General features: G+C 44.3%; 14 protein-coding genes. 9 read left to right on the top strand and 5 right to left on the bottom strand.

Annotated elements, in window-relative coordinates; all coding sequences use genetic code 11:
* Nucleotides 1–41: 41 nt before the first annotated feature.
* A complete protein-coding gene (locus tag ACFQ1X_RS12705) occupies nucleotides 42–1,124 on the top strand; it encodes a threonine aldolase family protein (protein ID WP_379082828.1) in 1,083 nt (360 codons plus the stop codon).
* A 333-nt stretch (nucleotides 1,125–1,457) separates the two neighbouring features.
* Here the strand turns inward: ACFQ1X_RS12705 and ACFQ1X_RS12700 are convergent, their stop codons facing one another.
* The 3 genes from ACFQ1X_RS12700 to ACFQ1X_RS12690 all read right to left on the bottom strand — a co-directional run bounded on the left by ACFQ1X_RS12700 (nucleotide 1,458) and on the right by ACFQ1X_RS12690 (nucleotide 3,578).
* A complete protein-coding gene (locus ACFQ1X_RS12700) occupies nucleotides 1,458–2,015 on the bottom strand; it encodes an integrase (protein WP_144840687.1) in 558 nt (185 codons plus the stop codon).
* Nucleotides 2,016–2,162: 147 nt separating this feature from the next.
* Nucleotides 2,163–2,936 carry an alpha/beta fold hydrolase gene (locus ACFQ1X_RS12695; RefSeq protein ID WP_144840686.1) on the bottom strand — a complete coding sequence of 258 codons (774 nt, stop codon included), beginning with the start codon at nucleotides 2,934–2,936 and terminating at the stop codon, nucleotides 2,163–2,165.
* 90 nt (nucleotides 2,937–3,026) lie between these two features.
* The gene (locus ACFQ1X_RS12690; protein ID WP_144840685.1) at nucleotides 3,027–3,578 is read right to left on the bottom strand and encodes a TVP38/TMEM64 family protein; all 552 of its coding nucleotides are present in this window, start codon (nucleotides 3,576–3,578) and stop codon (nucleotides 3,027–3,029) included.
* A 193-nt stretch (nucleotides 3,579–3,771) separates the two neighbouring features.
* Here ACFQ1X_RS12690 and ACFQ1X_RS12685 point away from each other — a divergent pair, with 193 nt between their 5' ends.
* A complete protein-coding gene (locus ACFQ1X_RS12685; RefSeq protein ID WP_379082823.1) occupies nucleotides 3,772–5,013 on the top strand; it encodes a cysteine desulfurase-like protein in 1,242 nt (413 codons plus the stop codon).
* A 51-nt stretch (nucleotides 5,014–5,064) separates the two neighbouring features.
* On the opposite strand, the gene ACFQ1X_RS12680 is transcribed toward ACFQ1X_RS12685, so the two are convergent.
* Nucleotides 5,065–5,799 (bottom strand): YqcI/YcgG family protein, encoded by a 735-nt coding sequence (locus ACFQ1X_RS12680; protein WP_144840683.1) that lies wholly within the window; start codon nucleotides 5,797–5,799, stop codon nucleotides 5,065–5,067.
* Nucleotides 5,800–6,267: 468 nt separating this feature from the next.
* Here ACFQ1X_RS12680 and ACFQ1X_RS12675 point away from each other — a divergent pair, with 468 nt between their 5' ends.
* The gene (locus tag ACFQ1X_RS12675; protein ID WP_144840682.1) at nucleotides 6,268–6,726 is read left to right on the top strand and encodes a HEAT repeat domain-containing protein; all 459 of its coding nucleotides are present in this window, start codon (nucleotides 6,268–6,270) and stop codon (nucleotides 6,724–6,726) included.
* A 51-nt stretch (nucleotides 6,727–6,777) separates the two neighbouring features.
* Here the strand turns inward: ACFQ1X_RS12675 and ACFQ1X_RS12670 are convergent, their stop codons facing one another.
* Nucleotides 6,778–7,362, bottom strand: a complete 585-nt coding sequence (locus ACFQ1X_RS12670) for a biotin transporter BioY (RefSeq protein ID WP_144840681.1) — start codon at nucleotides 7,360–7,362, stop codon at nucleotides 6,778–6,780.
* A 178-nt stretch (nucleotides 7,363–7,540) separates the two neighbouring features.
* Here ACFQ1X_RS12670 and ACFQ1X_RS12665 point away from each other — a divergent pair, with 178 nt between their 5' ends.
* From ACFQ1X_RS12665 to ACFQ1X_RS12640, 6 genes are all read left to right on the top strand, one after another.
* Complete coding sequence (locus ACFQ1X_RS12665; protein ID WP_144840680.1) at nucleotides 7,541–9,136, top strand: glycoside hydrolase family 13 protein; 1,596 nt, start codon at nucleotides 7,541–7,543, stop codon at nucleotides 9,134–9,136.
* A 58-nt stretch (nucleotides 9,137–9,194) separates the two neighbouring features.
* Nucleotides 9,195–10,070: an ROK family protein gene (locus ACFQ1X_RS12660; RefSeq protein WP_144840679.1), complete on the top strand. Its 876-nt coding sequence runs from the start codon at nucleotides 9,195–9,197 to the stop codon at nucleotides 10,068–10,070.
* Nucleotides 10,071–10,074: 4 nt separating this feature from the next.
* Nucleotides 10,075–11,145: an ABC transporter ATP-binding protein gene (locus ACFQ1X_RS12655; RefSeq protein WP_144840678.1), complete on the top strand. Its 1,071-nt coding sequence runs from the start codon at nucleotides 10,075–10,077 to the stop codon at nucleotides 11,143–11,145.
* A 149-nt stretch (nucleotides 11,146–11,294) separates the two neighbouring features.
* A complete protein-coding gene (locus ACFQ1X_RS12650; protein WP_144840677.1) occupies nucleotides 11,295–12,596 on the top strand; it encodes an ABC transporter substrate-binding protein in 1,302 nt (433 codons plus the stop codon).
* A 98-nt stretch (nucleotides 12,597–12,694) separates the two neighbouring features.
* A complete protein-coding gene (locus ACFQ1X_RS12645) occupies nucleotides 12,695–13,555 on the top strand; it encodes a carbohydrate ABC transporter permease (RefSeq protein ID WP_144840676.1) in 861 nt (286 codons plus the stop codon).
* Nucleotides 13,555–14,370, top strand: a complete 816-nt coding sequence (locus ACFQ1X_RS12640; RefSeq protein ID WP_144840675.1) for a carbohydrate ABC transporter permease — start codon at nucleotides 13,555–13,557, stop codon at nucleotides 14,368–14,370. Before ACFQ1X_RS12645 ends, ACFQ1X_RS12640 begins: the two co-directional genes overlap by 1 nt.
* Nucleotides 14,371–14,382 lie beyond the last annotated feature (12 nt).

Genomic DNA, 14,382 nt, shown 5'->3' with positions numbered 1-14,382 from the left:
TGTAAGACTTTTCAGACAAAGGGGTTGGGATTTTGAGCGGGATGGAATTATTAAAAAAATCCTTTGAGGAGTCGTCTTATCTGCTGTCAGGTCATGGCCCGAGAAATGTGGCTGTATTAAAACAGGCTTTTGGCAATATAGACGGCGAAATAAAATCAGATATGTATGGCTCAGGTGAAGCGATTAACGACTTTGAAGAGAAAATGGCGAAGTTTCTGGGGAAAGAAAAGGCGGTGTTTTTCCCAAGCGGCACGATGGCCCAGCAAATTGCATTGCGCATCTGGTGTGATGAGAAAGGGACGGCCAAAGTCGCTTATCATCCTTTGTCCCATTTGGAGATACACGAGGAAGACGGCCTGAAAAAATTGCACAGCATTGAAACAGTGTTGCTGACAGATAGAGACAGCGTTATCACATTGGAAGATGTCAAAGCGATGCCGAAAGATGTTGCCTGTGTGCTGCTGGAACTGCCACAGCGGGAAATCGGTGGACAGCTGCCCGATTTTGAAACGCTACAGGCGATTTCGGAGTATTGCCGCGAAAATGATATCATGCTGCATCTCGACGGAGCGCGCATTCTGGAGACTTTGCCGTTTTACGGGAAATCTGTCGAGGACATCTGCAGCCTGTTCGACAGCGTTTACCTTTCTATGTATAAGGGAATTGGTGGAATTGCCGGTGCGATTCTCGCGGGTGACGAAGACTTCATCAAAGAATCCAAAGTTTGGAAAAAGCGTCACGGCGGCGATCTTATTTCACTCTACCCATACATTTTCACAGCCGATTATTATTTTGAGTTGCGCAAAGGTAGAATGGCGGACTATTATGCATGGGCTAAAGAACTCGCCGTAAAATACAATTCCTGCGAGGGAATCACAACACTGCCCGAACTGCCCGTGTCGAATATGTTCCATGTCCACATCAATAAACCGGTGGAACAGGCAGCAGAGATTCTGGCGCTTGTTCAACAGGCATCCGGCATTGGCCTGACAGGGAATTTACGTGAAATTGATCAGGACAATTGTTATTACGAAGTTAGTTTGGGCGATGCCTATCCCGCTGTTCCGAAAGAAATAATCGAGACTGCTTTCCGGCTGCTGGGTGAAAAAATGAATGGTGACTAAATATCCGAAGAGGGGATGTTTTGATGAAGTATCCTTTATTGCCCAAAGATGAAAGAGGCTTTCGCTTTAATGGCGAAAAGCCTCTTTTTTTTATCCCGATTTCATAAATACCATAGTTGCATCGATTTTCATTAAAGAATTATGAATGGCATATTTTATTCCTTCGCTATCTTTAATGCCATATCGGCTTTTTTCAATCATGTTCGACTTATTCTTTAATGTCATAGGCACGATACATCTCATTTTTTTCATATATTGCGCAAATCCTTAATGGCTGCACGCAATTTTAAAACACAAAAAAAGAACTTCTCAATGAAGTCTTTTAGCGTATGATTATGCTGTCAACTCAATAGAATCCGCAAGTAATCGCTCATACAAACACAAGTTTTTTTTATAGGGTTCTTCATAGCTTGCCTGACTGTGTTCATGGATGAAATTAAACGTTTTGTCATCTGTAACTTGATGAAGGTTGTTCATTGTTTCAGCATGTCTCCACGCGGTTTTTTCAAATTCTATGTTCATCAATTGTTCATCCAAAATAACTTTCAACACATTGGGATCACTGTAAAGGCTATCTTTAGGAACGGATTTTTTTAGATTATATACTTCAATTGTCCAAGGCATCGATTCCAGCAATGCTTCTCTGTCAGCAGCATGGCCAAGCTCATGGAGAGTCATTACTTCAATATAGGTTTTCAGGGCTACAGGCGAAGCAAGCTCTTTTCTTGCTTCTTGAATTCGTGAGATATCTACACCAATACGATTATGGATGAAATTATAACTCATATTGATGCCCTTACTGTGTTCTACTAAGTCCAGCTTGGTATCTGTTAAATCAAGAATCGAGTATATCCAACCTTTAATCTTGTTTCTTTTTTTGCTGTCTGTCATCCTGCTTTTTTAATCCCCCAAATGATAAAAATTTATCTCTTTTATTAATTATATAAAAATAACGAAAAACTCACAAGTAAATGGTTTTGGAAAAAAGTTCAAATAAGACGGGAATCAGTCCTTGTTCGGCTGATCCCCGTCTTATAGTTATCCCAAAAACTTTTCGATCACGCCGAGAAACAGCCTGTCCTGTTCCACGTTCGGAGCATGGCCGGAATCCTGGAATTCCATGTAATCCGCATTCGGAATCAGTACCGCAGTTTCCCGGCCTTTTTCAGGGGGATTTAAGCCGTCATGCTTCCCGCTTATGACAAGTGTTTCTGCAGTAATCAGCTTCAGATCATTTTTGAAATTAAAATCCCTCAAAGCCGCAGATGCAGCAGACTGTTCATCTCCATTGAGCATCCGGCTGTTTTTGGCAATAGTTTTCTGCCAAGTATTGACGGCATCCTGGTCATGGAAGATGAGCTCGGAGGACATGGCTAATTTTTCTGCGATGCTCATACCTTCAAGCCGCTCTTCATAGCGGTCGAACATCTCGGCCATGGAAGATTGCCCGCCGTAGGATTTGGTGGCTGCGAGGATCAATTTTTCCACACGTCCAGGTTGCTTAATGGCCACTCCCTGGGCGATGTAACTGCCCATTGAAACACCCAATACATAGACAGAGGTGAGTTGAAGGTGGTCAAGCAGGGCAATGGTATCAGCTATATGATCCTCCAATGTGAATTCAGCCGGACGGTCGGATTTTCCGTGTCCGCGTGAATCCAATGCGATGATCCTGAATTTATCCTTGAGATAGCCAATTTCTCTATAGAACATCTGGTGATTGCTGGTCAGACCGTGCAAGAGCAGAAGCGGCCTTCCTTCGCCGATATCTTCGAAAAAAAGTCGAGTTTCTTTATTGTTAAAAAATGGCATAATTATTCTCCTTTATTGGTTCAACTTTTTACACTATACCCTTTATTGAAGAAAAGTAAAAAACCCGCAGCAATATGCGGGCGATAATTGTCATTGGTGGGCAGTATGAGTCTTATGGTAACGGTCGATTGCAAAGAATATAGCAATTAAAAAGAACAGAAAAGCAATTGTCATATACCAGGGGAATTCAGTGATTGATTGACCGAAAGCTGTATAAACAATTGCCGGAACAGTCAATCCGAGTGCAGAATAATACATGTATTCCCTGAAGTTTTTTGTCATATCCATCAAATAAAAGCACAGGAGCTGGAAATGCACGAAAGGCATAATACGAAGCAGCATCACCTGGCCTACACTGAGCGTTTTGTCAGTGAAAATCCGTTCTTTCAGAAGGGTCATTTTTTTATGGGATTTAGGTAAGCGCTTCAGCATGAAATAAGTGATGGCACTCATCAGCAGCAAGCCCGTATATGACAGGGCGGCTCCTTGCACAAAGCCGAAAGCTACTCCTCCCAGCACACATACAGCGATGACAGGCAGAAAGAAGAACGGCCTCAACAAATGCAGCAGCAGAAAGAAAAGTGGAGCCATCCAACCGGCATTTTCGATTAAAACTTTGACCGAATCATCAAACTGTTCCATAATGGCCTCCTTTAAATTATGTAATAACTTCAATAAAGAAGGATAAGCCTAAAAAAATTTAATGGCAAGTTTTTTGTCCGAAAACAGCACGGATTTTATTTGCTGAAATCAGATAAATCGAACAATATTTTGTTAAACTGGAATCAGAGCCGTATTCCGACTGGAGTCGGGGGTCGGAAACCATGAAGAGGAGATGTTCATCGTGAAATCGACAGAAACCATTTTTCCAATTGAAAAAGTGAGAGCGCAATTTCCGGCGCTGGAACGAACGTATAAAGAAAGGCCAGCAGCTTATTTTGACGGACCGGGAGGTTCCCAGGTCGTGCTGCAGGCCATTACCGCCATCACGGGTTATATGCAAAGAGGTGGAGCAAATCTGCACGGAACATTTCCTTCAAGCTGGGAGACGGAGTCAGTGATTTCGGAAGCGCGTGCTGCTGTCGCTGATTTTCTGAATGTGCAGGCAAACGAAGTGGCATTCGGCGCGAACATGACAACGCTGACCATCGCAATCGCCAACGCCCTTGGCAAGCAATTCAAACAAGGTGATGAAGTCGTAGTTACTGAAATGGACCACCGGGCAAATGTCGATCCATGGATCATGATGGCGGAAGATCACGGCCTGACAGTGCGCTGGATTCCGGTCGATAAAGAAAAGCTGACTTTGGATATGAGCAATATCGATACACTTATCAATGAAAAAACAAAAGTGGTGGCACTCGGCATGGCATCGAATGCAATCGGCACAATCGTTGATTTGGCACCTGCCGTTAAACGGGCACGTGAAGTCGGTGCGCTTGTTGCCGCTGACGCTGTCCATGCTGCTCCGCATATGCCGATCGACCGGGAAGCACAGGATATCGATATCCTGCTGTGTTCCGCCTACAAATTCTTCGGGCCGCACATCGGAATTGCCGCAATCCGTGAGAACGTCTTTAAAGATCTGGTGCCATATAAACTGACCACTTCACCGTCCTATTATCCGGATAAGCTGGAGACCGGTACTCAAAATCACGAAGGCATTGCGGGCATTCGTCCAGCCATCGAATTTTTCGCGTCGTTCGGTGAAGGGAAGACACGCCGTGAAAAGATACTTTCCGGTTATGAAAAAATCGAACACTACGAAAATGGCCTGGCGGCACGGTTGCGTGATGGCTTGAGTCAAATTGACAAAGTCACGCTCTGGCAGGCCGCCGATGATGTCGCAAAAACACCGACGGTCGCATTTCAGGTTGCAGGCTATGAGCCGTCTCAAGTGTGTGAATTTTTAGCCGAAGAATACAGTATATTCACAGCTGCGGGCCATTTCTATGCTTCAACATTAGGCGACGTGCTGGATGTCAATAAAACCGGAGGATGGGTGCGTGCGGGGCTTGCTCCATATAATACGGAAGAAGAAGTCGATCGGTTTATCAAAGCGATCGGTTCTCTGTAAAAATGAATATAAATCAAAACAAAGGCTTCGCAACTGCGAAGCCTTTTGATTTTATTCAGCTGCTTTATGTGAAAAGGGGCATTTGCCTGCAATCGGCTCGATGTCGTCGCCGATAAAAAATTGCTTCCATTCGTTATGGTCCGGGTCACCGAAATGGCTGATGTCCGGATGCGTCGGCAGCTGATCCCAGGCTTCAACACGCTGGCGCACTTTTTCGCGTGACATGATGCCGCCTTTTTCAGTTCCCGTCAATCCTTCAAAAATACGGCGCGGCTGGAATCCCATGACCATCGCATTGCCAAGGTCACGGGTCTTGCGGTGTTTATAGGCGGGGGCATTGCCGAAGATGAAAATCGGTTCGCCTTTAAAAACGAAATCCCATAGATAATGATCCGGATCTTTTGGCTTGTCAGCCGGCCATTCTGTCTCGTCGACGTTGTGCAGGTATTGCAGTATGGCCCAGAATTCATCCCGGTATTGTTCCAGACTGCCTTCAGTTTGAAGCGGTTCGACAAAAACAAAAAGCCCGTGCCTCTTATGTTTCGGGTCGTTGAACAGGGAGAGAAATTCTTCCACGGCAACCGGCAGCGCTGACCAGTCCTCCCGGCTTATGTATGCATATCTCAATTCACCCTTCAACTCGCCGCTCATTCCGAAATAACAAGGAAAAGTTTTATCTGTTACTGTATTGTGGAATGTCTCGTATTCTTTCAGCAGCCATTCAGGCAAATCCTTGCGTGTTGCAAAATCCTCTTTCCTCAATAAAGCTTTATGTGCTGTTACCATTTGTTCTCCTCCGTCGCGTTTAGATTCCCTTTCTTTTATTTCCTTATATCGGCAATTTTAAACTTTTCTAATCTATATAAGTTGAACTATAGAGGTAGTATGAATATAAAACATTGGCGGGATGGACAAGGGCAAAGATTATACTCATGAGTCGCACCTTTGCTGAGAGAAGTCTCTTAAGATATGGAGCAAAACAGCGAAAGATCCTGTGACAAAGGGTTAAATAAGCATGCTCCTGCATGCTCCTGTCTCTGCATCGCTTCGCTGCTTCGTCGCAAAGATTTGACCTCGCAAGCTTCGGCCAAAGTCTTAGCAAGCTGTTTTGCGGAATATCGATTAGTTATACTTATTTATAGAAGGAATAAAGTGATAGAGAACGAATAAAATGGTACACTCTAAAGAGCGATGTGATTTCGAAGAAGAAATGCATAACTCCATTTTTCGCACAGAAAAATGAACAAAAGGAGAATGAAATTGACACAACATAACTACAAGGAAGAAGTGCCCCCGAATTACGACGAATTGAAAAAAGCAGCAAATCGCATGGCCAACTGGAAAGAACGTTTGGCTGCCGTGGAAGAATTAGGCAATTGGAAAACTGAGCACACCATCAGTATCCTGTTGAACCGTATGAAAAACGATCCGGTTTACCGGGTTCAGGAAGCGGCATATGGAATGCTGCGGAATTTCGGTGAGAACGTCGAGATGCCGGAACGCAATGAACACGAACTGATTAAAGACACACATAAAGTATTGGTTCGCATCAAGAAAAGCTTGCCTGCCGATCACACCTATGAAGATTTCAAAGAGAAGCTTCAAAAGATGCGCAGCGATATTTACGATACGTATAAAGGTGACAAAGGCGAGGATTTCGAAGCTTGGCTCCAAGCGCAATGGAAAGCGGCGCCTGTAAGAACAAGACGCTAAAATAAAAGCCGGTGCGGGAAATTCTTCCCGCACCGGCTTTTTCATTATTAGTTACATATATTTGCGGATAATCGGCTTCAGCCTGAAGCCGAAGATTCCGGCAAGCACTGACAGGATCAGGTCTTTTGGAAGCGGCGGAACCATCCAAGCCCATGCCAGCGCGTATGTAAAGCCTTCAGGTGCAGCGAACCATAATTTATAGGCGGCATACATCCAGTTTGTTCCAAAAACATAGTTGACGAATAATCCGGCAAGTGCCGCAATGACAAAACCTTTGCGGGTCGGGAATTTTTCAGCGATCAATCCGGCTGCGTATGCCATCAAAATGAAAGAAAGGATAAAGCCGAATGTCGGAGAAATGATCGTATCCATGCCTCCAGAGAATTTTGCGAAAACCGGTACTCCCGCAAGGCCGATAAATGTGTAAACGACCATGGAAGCAGCGCCGAGGCGGCTGCCGAGAATGAGACCTGCCAGGATGGCGAAGACAGACTGCAACGTGATCGGTACACCTCCAATTACGAGGAATGAGGTCAGGTTGGCACCGATTGCCATCAGCGCCGAAAACATTGCGATGTGCACCAGTTTCAATGTTTTCGAATGATTTTCAGATCTTGTTTTTGAGTATGTAGTCATGGGAAACCTCCAATAGATAATCTATTAGCAGTATAATAAATCAAAGGAAATGAGTCAACTTATTTTTTATTTGGGTTAACACAAAGTATGGTGAAACAAAGATTGCAGGTGAATATTCCCTTTATCGCCTTCTTCATGTTAGAATATTCCATGTTTATTAGGTGAAAGGGGTGTTTAAATGGATGAGTGGTGGAAGCGATCGGCAGTTTACCAGGTTTATCCCAGGAGTTTTAAGGACTCAAACGGCGATGGCATCGGTGATATACAAGGTATAATCCAAAAACTTGATTATCTTCAAGAGCTTGGGATTGATGTTATTTGGTTATCGCCGGTTTATGATTCTCCGAATGATGACAATGGCTACGATATCCGAAATTACCAGAGAATCATGGATGATTTTGGAACAATGGAAGATTTTGAGGAATTAATCGAACAACTGCATAATCGGGGATTGAAATTGATGATGGACCTTGTCATCAATCATACTTCTGATGAACATAAATGGTTCACGACCAGCCCGGAATATTACATATGGCGGGATGAGCCTAATAATTGGCGCTCGTTTTTCAGTGGATCCGCATGGGAGTTCGATGAACTGCGCGAGCAGTATTTTCTCCATCTATTTTCAAAAAAACAGCCGGACCTGAACTGGCAGAATCCAGAAATGCGGAAGGCCGTTTATGAAATGATGCGCTGGTGGCTGGATAAAGGTGTTGACGGCTTCCGAATGGATGTCATCAATTTGATTTCCAAGGACCCCGAATTTCCAGATGGTCCGGACGGCGACGGCAGCGTATATTTTATGAATGGCCCGAAAATCCATGACTATCTGCAGGAAATGAACAGCGAAGTGTTGTCAAAATATGATATTGTCACTGTCGGGGAAATGCCGGGTGCGACTGTTACGGACGCCATTCAATATACAGGCAAAGAGCGCAGGGAAGTAAATATGATTTTCACTTTCGAGCACATGGGGCTTGACCAAGCGAGCGGAGAGAAATGGGATTTAAAACCGCTCCAGCTGACAGATTTGAAATACAATTTGGAACACTGGCAGAATGCCTTGCACAATAAAGGGTGGAACAGCCTTTATTGGAACAACCACGACCAACCACGTGTCGTTTCAAGGTTCGGCAACGACATGGAATACCGCGTCGAGTCGGCAAAAATGCTGGCGGCATGCCTTCATTTCATGCAAGGAACACCATACATCTACCAGGGAGAAGAAATCGGCATGACGAATGTTCGTTTCGAGGGCATCGATGAATACCAGGATATTGAAACCCGTAATATGTATGCAGAAAAGAGCCTCCAGGGAGTTCCTCACGAGAAAATAATGGAATCGATCTATGTTAAAGGCCGCGACAACGCGAGGACACCAATGCAATGGAGCTCGGAAGCAAATGGTGGATTTACGACAGGCACACCTTGGATTGCTGTAAATCCGAATTACTCTGTCATCAACACAACAGATAAGGATGAAGACAATTCGATTTATCAATTTTATAAAAAACTGATTGGTTTGCGAAAAACGATGGCGATCATTACCCAGGGCGATTTTACTTTGCTGCACCGGGAGGATGAGAAAGTTTTTGCATATACGCGTGAAATTCGAGATGAGAAATTAACGGTTTACTGCAATTTTTCAAGTGACAACCATACGTTTGAAATGCCAGAGGGAGAGCTTTTGGTACATAATTATGAAAGTCCCAAGAATACAGAGAAATTGGTTTTGCGTCCTTACGAAACGATCGTGTTCTATAAAAAATTCTAGAAATTGAAAGAATATCAGTTATGATAAGAGTACTTCACATAACAAGAGGGGGAACTCGATGGCGAACGTGATGGGTGTTGATATTGGAGGAACAAAAATTCGCCTGGGCATCATAGATGCTGAAGGCAACATTCTCTATGACGAAAAAATACCGACGCAATTTCCATTGTATCCGTATTTGGAAGAAAACGTTCTGCGGATACTGGCGGAATTTCCGGATGCAGAAGCAATCGGAATCGGTACACATGGATTTGTCGATCCAAAAGAGGGAAGAATCATCTTTTCTACTGAAGCTTTGCGAGGGTGGACCGGCACAAAAGTAAAGGCACAATTGGAAGCGGCAAGCGGAAAACGCGTGGAAGTTGAGAATGATGCCAATTGTGCAGCTTTGGCTGAAGCGAAGTTTGGGGCAGCCAAAGGGCTCGAACGAGTAGTATGCCTTACGCTCGGGACGGGGCTTGGCGGCGGCATAATCTGGGATGGTAAATTGCTGAGCGGGGGTCCGAACGGTGGAGCCGCTGAACTTGGGCACTTAACTTTATATCCTAGGGGCGCTGACTGTGCATGCGGACGAAAAGGCTGTTATGAGCAATACGTTTCGGGGACGGGCATCCAGCGCCGCATTCATGAAGCTGGCTTGGAAATGACGCCGCTCGAAATGTTTCAATCTGCAGCAACAGACGAACAATCCAATCAATTATTGGAAGCGTTCACATATGATCTCGGCATTGTCATCAGTTCTTTGCAGGCGGCGTTTGATATGGAAATGCTTGTCATCGGCGGTGGGGTGTCAGAATCAGCAGAATATTGGTGGCCGCAATTAATCCGCCAGCTCGAGCCTTTATTGCTCAATCCATTAGATATTCAAACAGCGAAATTCGGCAATGATGCCGGAATATTAGGCGCTGCATTACTTGTACTGAAAGGAAAGTGAAACAATGGCAAAATTAGTGATGGAACAGTTAACAAAAACTTACGACAATAAAGTGACTGCAGTCGAAAATTTCAACCTTACTGTGGAAGATGAAGAGTTCATCGTCTTCGTCGGACCATCGGGTTGTGGAAAATCGACAACGCTGCGAATGATTGCAGGCCTTGAAGACATTTCAGAAGGTGCATTTTCAATCGATGGCAAAAAGATGAACAATGTGGAGCCGAAAGACCGCGACATCGCAATGGTATTCCAGAATTACGCTTTGTATCCTCACATGACGGTTTATGAAAATATGGCATTCAGCCTGAAACTGAAGAAAATGGCGAAAGAGGAAATCAAAGAACGGGTCAGAAATGCCGCTGAAATACTCGGCTTGATGGATTATTTGAACAGAAAGCCGAAAGCTTTATCCGGTGGTCAGCGTCAGCGCGTGGCATTGGGAAGGGCGATTGTTCGTGATGCCAAATTGTTCCTGATGGATGAACCATTATCAAATCTTGATTCGAAACTTCGTGTTCAGATGCGAACGGAAATTTCAAAGCTGCATCAACGTTTGAAAACCACAACAATATACGTGACGCACGACCAGACGGAAGCGATGACGATGGCCACAAGGATCGTGATCATGAAAGACGGCGTCATCCAGCAAGTCGGAACTCCGAAAGAAGTTTATGACCAGCCGGATAATATGTTCGTGGCGGGCTTTATCGGATCTCCTGCGATGAATTTTTTTAATGGCCGTATCGAAGGCGACTCTTTTGTGATGGGTCAGGTAAAATTGCCAATTCCAAAGGCAGCAATGCCAGAAGGCTGGGATGGCAAAGATATTGTTATTGGTTTGAGGCCGGAACATATTACCCATAAACCGCAAGCAGCAGAAGACGTGCTCGAGGTCGAACTGGATGTGGTGGAACTGATGGGTTCAGAGTACATCGTATATGGAAAAGTAGAGGACCATTCGTTCATCGGTCGTGTGGATGCCAATTACGAGTTATCTGCAGGCACTGTTTTCCCGATGCTTTTTGAAATGGACAAAGCACGCTTTTTCGATCCTGCAACTGAAAAAAGAATCTAATAAAAAAATTTTTATAGATATTGTGCAAACGTTTTCACTGTGATAAGATACTAATAATTGGAATTTGGAAACGCTTTCTTACCCAAGTTTCCATTTTATTTTGGTTATTGTGCAAACGATTGCACAAATTACAAAGGGGGAATATTAACATGAAAGATTTCACGTTCAAAAAAGGGTTGCTCGCTTCACTTCTCGTTTCAACAAGTTTGCTGGCGGCATGCGGCGATGACAGCACAGAAGAAGGGTCTCAGGCGGAAGGCGAAGAAGTAACTGTCGACATTTTCCAGTTCAAAGTGGAATTTAAAGAACAGTTTGAAGATGTGGTTGCTTTGTATGAAGATGAAAACCCAAATGTAAATATTGAAATCACGACCGTTGGGGGCGGAGAAGATTACGGTGCTGCCCTTCGTTCGAAGTTCGCTTCCGGCAACGAACCGGCGATCTTCAATATCGGCGGACCACAGGACGTTGCTGACTGGAAAGACAGCCTTGCGCCGCTTTCCGATACAGCTGCCGCAGAAGCGGCACTGGACGGAACATTGGATGGTGTCACTGTCGATTCGGAAGTACTCGGATTGCCTTATAACCAGGAAGGCTATGGATTGATCTACAACACACGCCTGTTTGAAGAAGCGGGAATCGATGCTGCATCGATTACAGACTTTGCAAGCCTCGAAGAAGCTGTGAAAACATTGGATTCAAAAAAAGAAGAACTTGAAATCGAATCAGTATTTGCATTCCCAGGAAAAGAAACTTGGGTAACCGGCCTGCATTTGGCGAACACATTTATCGCACCTGAATTTGACCATAATGTATTGGACGCATATGATGCACCAGCAGTTGATTTCACTTATTCCGAAGGCTTCAAAAAAATCGTTGACCTTCAAAACGAATACTCGAAACAGCCGACAGTAAGCCTTGACTATTCACAGCAAGTTGAAGAATTATTCTCTCTGGAGCGCGTCGCGATCATTCAACAGGGGAACTGGGCATATGGTTCAATCACAGGAATCGACCAGGAGTTTGCTGACGGTGGCATTGATATGATGCCGATTCCGGTTGAAGGGTATGAAGAAGGAGGATTACCGGTTGGCGTTCCGATGTACTGGGCAGTCAACTCGAATCTTGATGAAGACGTGATCCAGGCTTCAAAAGATTTCCTGGATTGGTTATATACTTCTGATGCTGGTAAAACAGCGGTAGTAGAAGACTTCAAATTCATTCCTGCTTATGAAGGCTATGACACTTCAAAAATCTCGGATCCATTATCCAAAGCAGTTTATGATGCATCTGAAGCTGGAGAAACAATCGGGTGGGTATTCATGGGCTATCCGACTGGATGGGGCCAGGATGAGCTGGGTGCCAATATCCAGAAATACTTGAGCGAAGAAGCAACTTGGGAAGAAATAATCGATTCAGCTAAAGCTGCTTGGGAATCGGACAGACAATAAAACAGTGAAATAAATAAGCTGGAGACCAAAACAAAGCAGCCTCTGTGCTGCTTTGTTTTGTCTTTAAGCTTCTATTGCAGAAAGGAAGGGCTTTGATTATGCGTACAAAAGATTTTGCTTATTGGTTATTCCTGGCCCCGGTCTTGATTGCTTTTACGCTCGTTGTAGTTATGCCAATGTTGCTCGGCATCTATTATTCCTTTACCAGCTGGAACGGCATCACAACAGGTGAATTTGTCGGATTCCAAAATTACATAGATCTTTTCAAAGATGAGCGTTTCCTGGATTCATTATGGTTTACAACTAAATTCTCAGTCGTGTCGGTAATTCTCATCAACTTCATCGGATTATCGTTAGCGCTGATCGTCACCTCCCGCATCAAAACCAGTAGTTTTCTCCGAACCACTTTTTTCATGCCCAATCTAATTGGCGGGTTAATCCTTGGTTTTATCTGGCAGTTCATTTTCATCAAGGTGTTTGCCAGTGTCGGTGAAATGGTCGGCATGGAAAGCTTGATGGGCTGGCTGTCCACAACAGAAACCGGTTTTTGGGGACTGGTCATTTTGATGAGCTGGCAAATGGCCGGTTACATCATGGTCATATATATTGCCTATTTGCAAGGCTTGCCGAATGAATTGCTGGAAGCATCTGAAATCGATGGTGCATCTTCTTTCCAGCGTTTCCGTTACATTGTTTTCCCTTTGGTGGCACCGGCTTTTACCGTCAGTATGTTCCTGACACTGTCGAATACATTCAAACTTTATGATCAGAACCTGTCCTTGACAGGGGGCGGCCCATATAACTCGACGGAAATGGTTGCCATGGAAATCTTCAAGACCGCGTTTATGCAGAACGCCTTTGCATATGCACAAGCAAAAGCGGTCATTTTCTTCTTGATTGTGGCAATCATTGCATTGCTGCAGGTTTATTGGAATAAACGCCGGGAGGTTGAAATGTAATGAGAAAAAAGAGAAATTGGAAATTGGAAATTCTCGGAATTCTTCTTGCGATTTTGTGGCTGGCACCGTTTTATCTAATGTTCGTCAATTCCTTTAAGTCAAAAAAAGAGATATTTATGGATGTGACGAGCCCCCCGGAACAATGGAGTTTTGACAATTACATTACCGCTTTTCAGGAACTGGACTTTCTGCAAACGTTGTTCAATTCACTGCTGATCACTGTCAGCAGTGTAGTGCTGATTGTCCTCTTTTCAGCGATGGCTGCATATGCTCTGTCTCGCGCTAAAAGTCGTCTCAGCACCATTATGTTTTTTGTTTTTGTCGCAGCGATGCTGATTCCATTCCAGTCGGTCATGATTCCGCTCGTAACGGTTTTTGGCCAATTCGACATGCTTAACCGCGGCGGCCTAATTTTTATGTACATCGGTTTTGGAGCTAGTTTATCCATATTCCTTTACCATGGCGCATTGAATAATATACCGACATCAATGGACGAAGCAGCGCGCATAGACGGCGCGAACCGCTGGCAGATTTTCTGGCACATCATTTTCCCGATGCTGAAGCCGATTACCGTTACAGTAGCAATACTGAACATTATCTGGATTTGGAACGATTACCTTCTGCCTTCTTTGGTCATCAATAAAACTGGAAGTGAAACCATCCCGTTGAAGATGTTTTTCTTCTTCGGTGAATATACGAAACAATGGCATTTGGCTCTTGCCGGCCTGACGCTAGCGATTGTGCCGGTCATCATCTTTTATTTCTTTGCACAACGTTCAATCATTAAAGGTGTTTCTGAAGGTGCAGTAAAGTAAAGGGGAGATTCC

The organism is Metaplanococcus flavidus (assembly GCF_042675885.1).
Lineage (GTDB): Bacteria > Bacillota > Bacilli > Bacillales_A > Planococcaceae > Planococcus > Planococcus flavidus.
The sequence above is the reverse complement of the archived record's forward strand: the minus strand, read 5'-3'. Positions and strand labels throughout refer to the sequence as shown.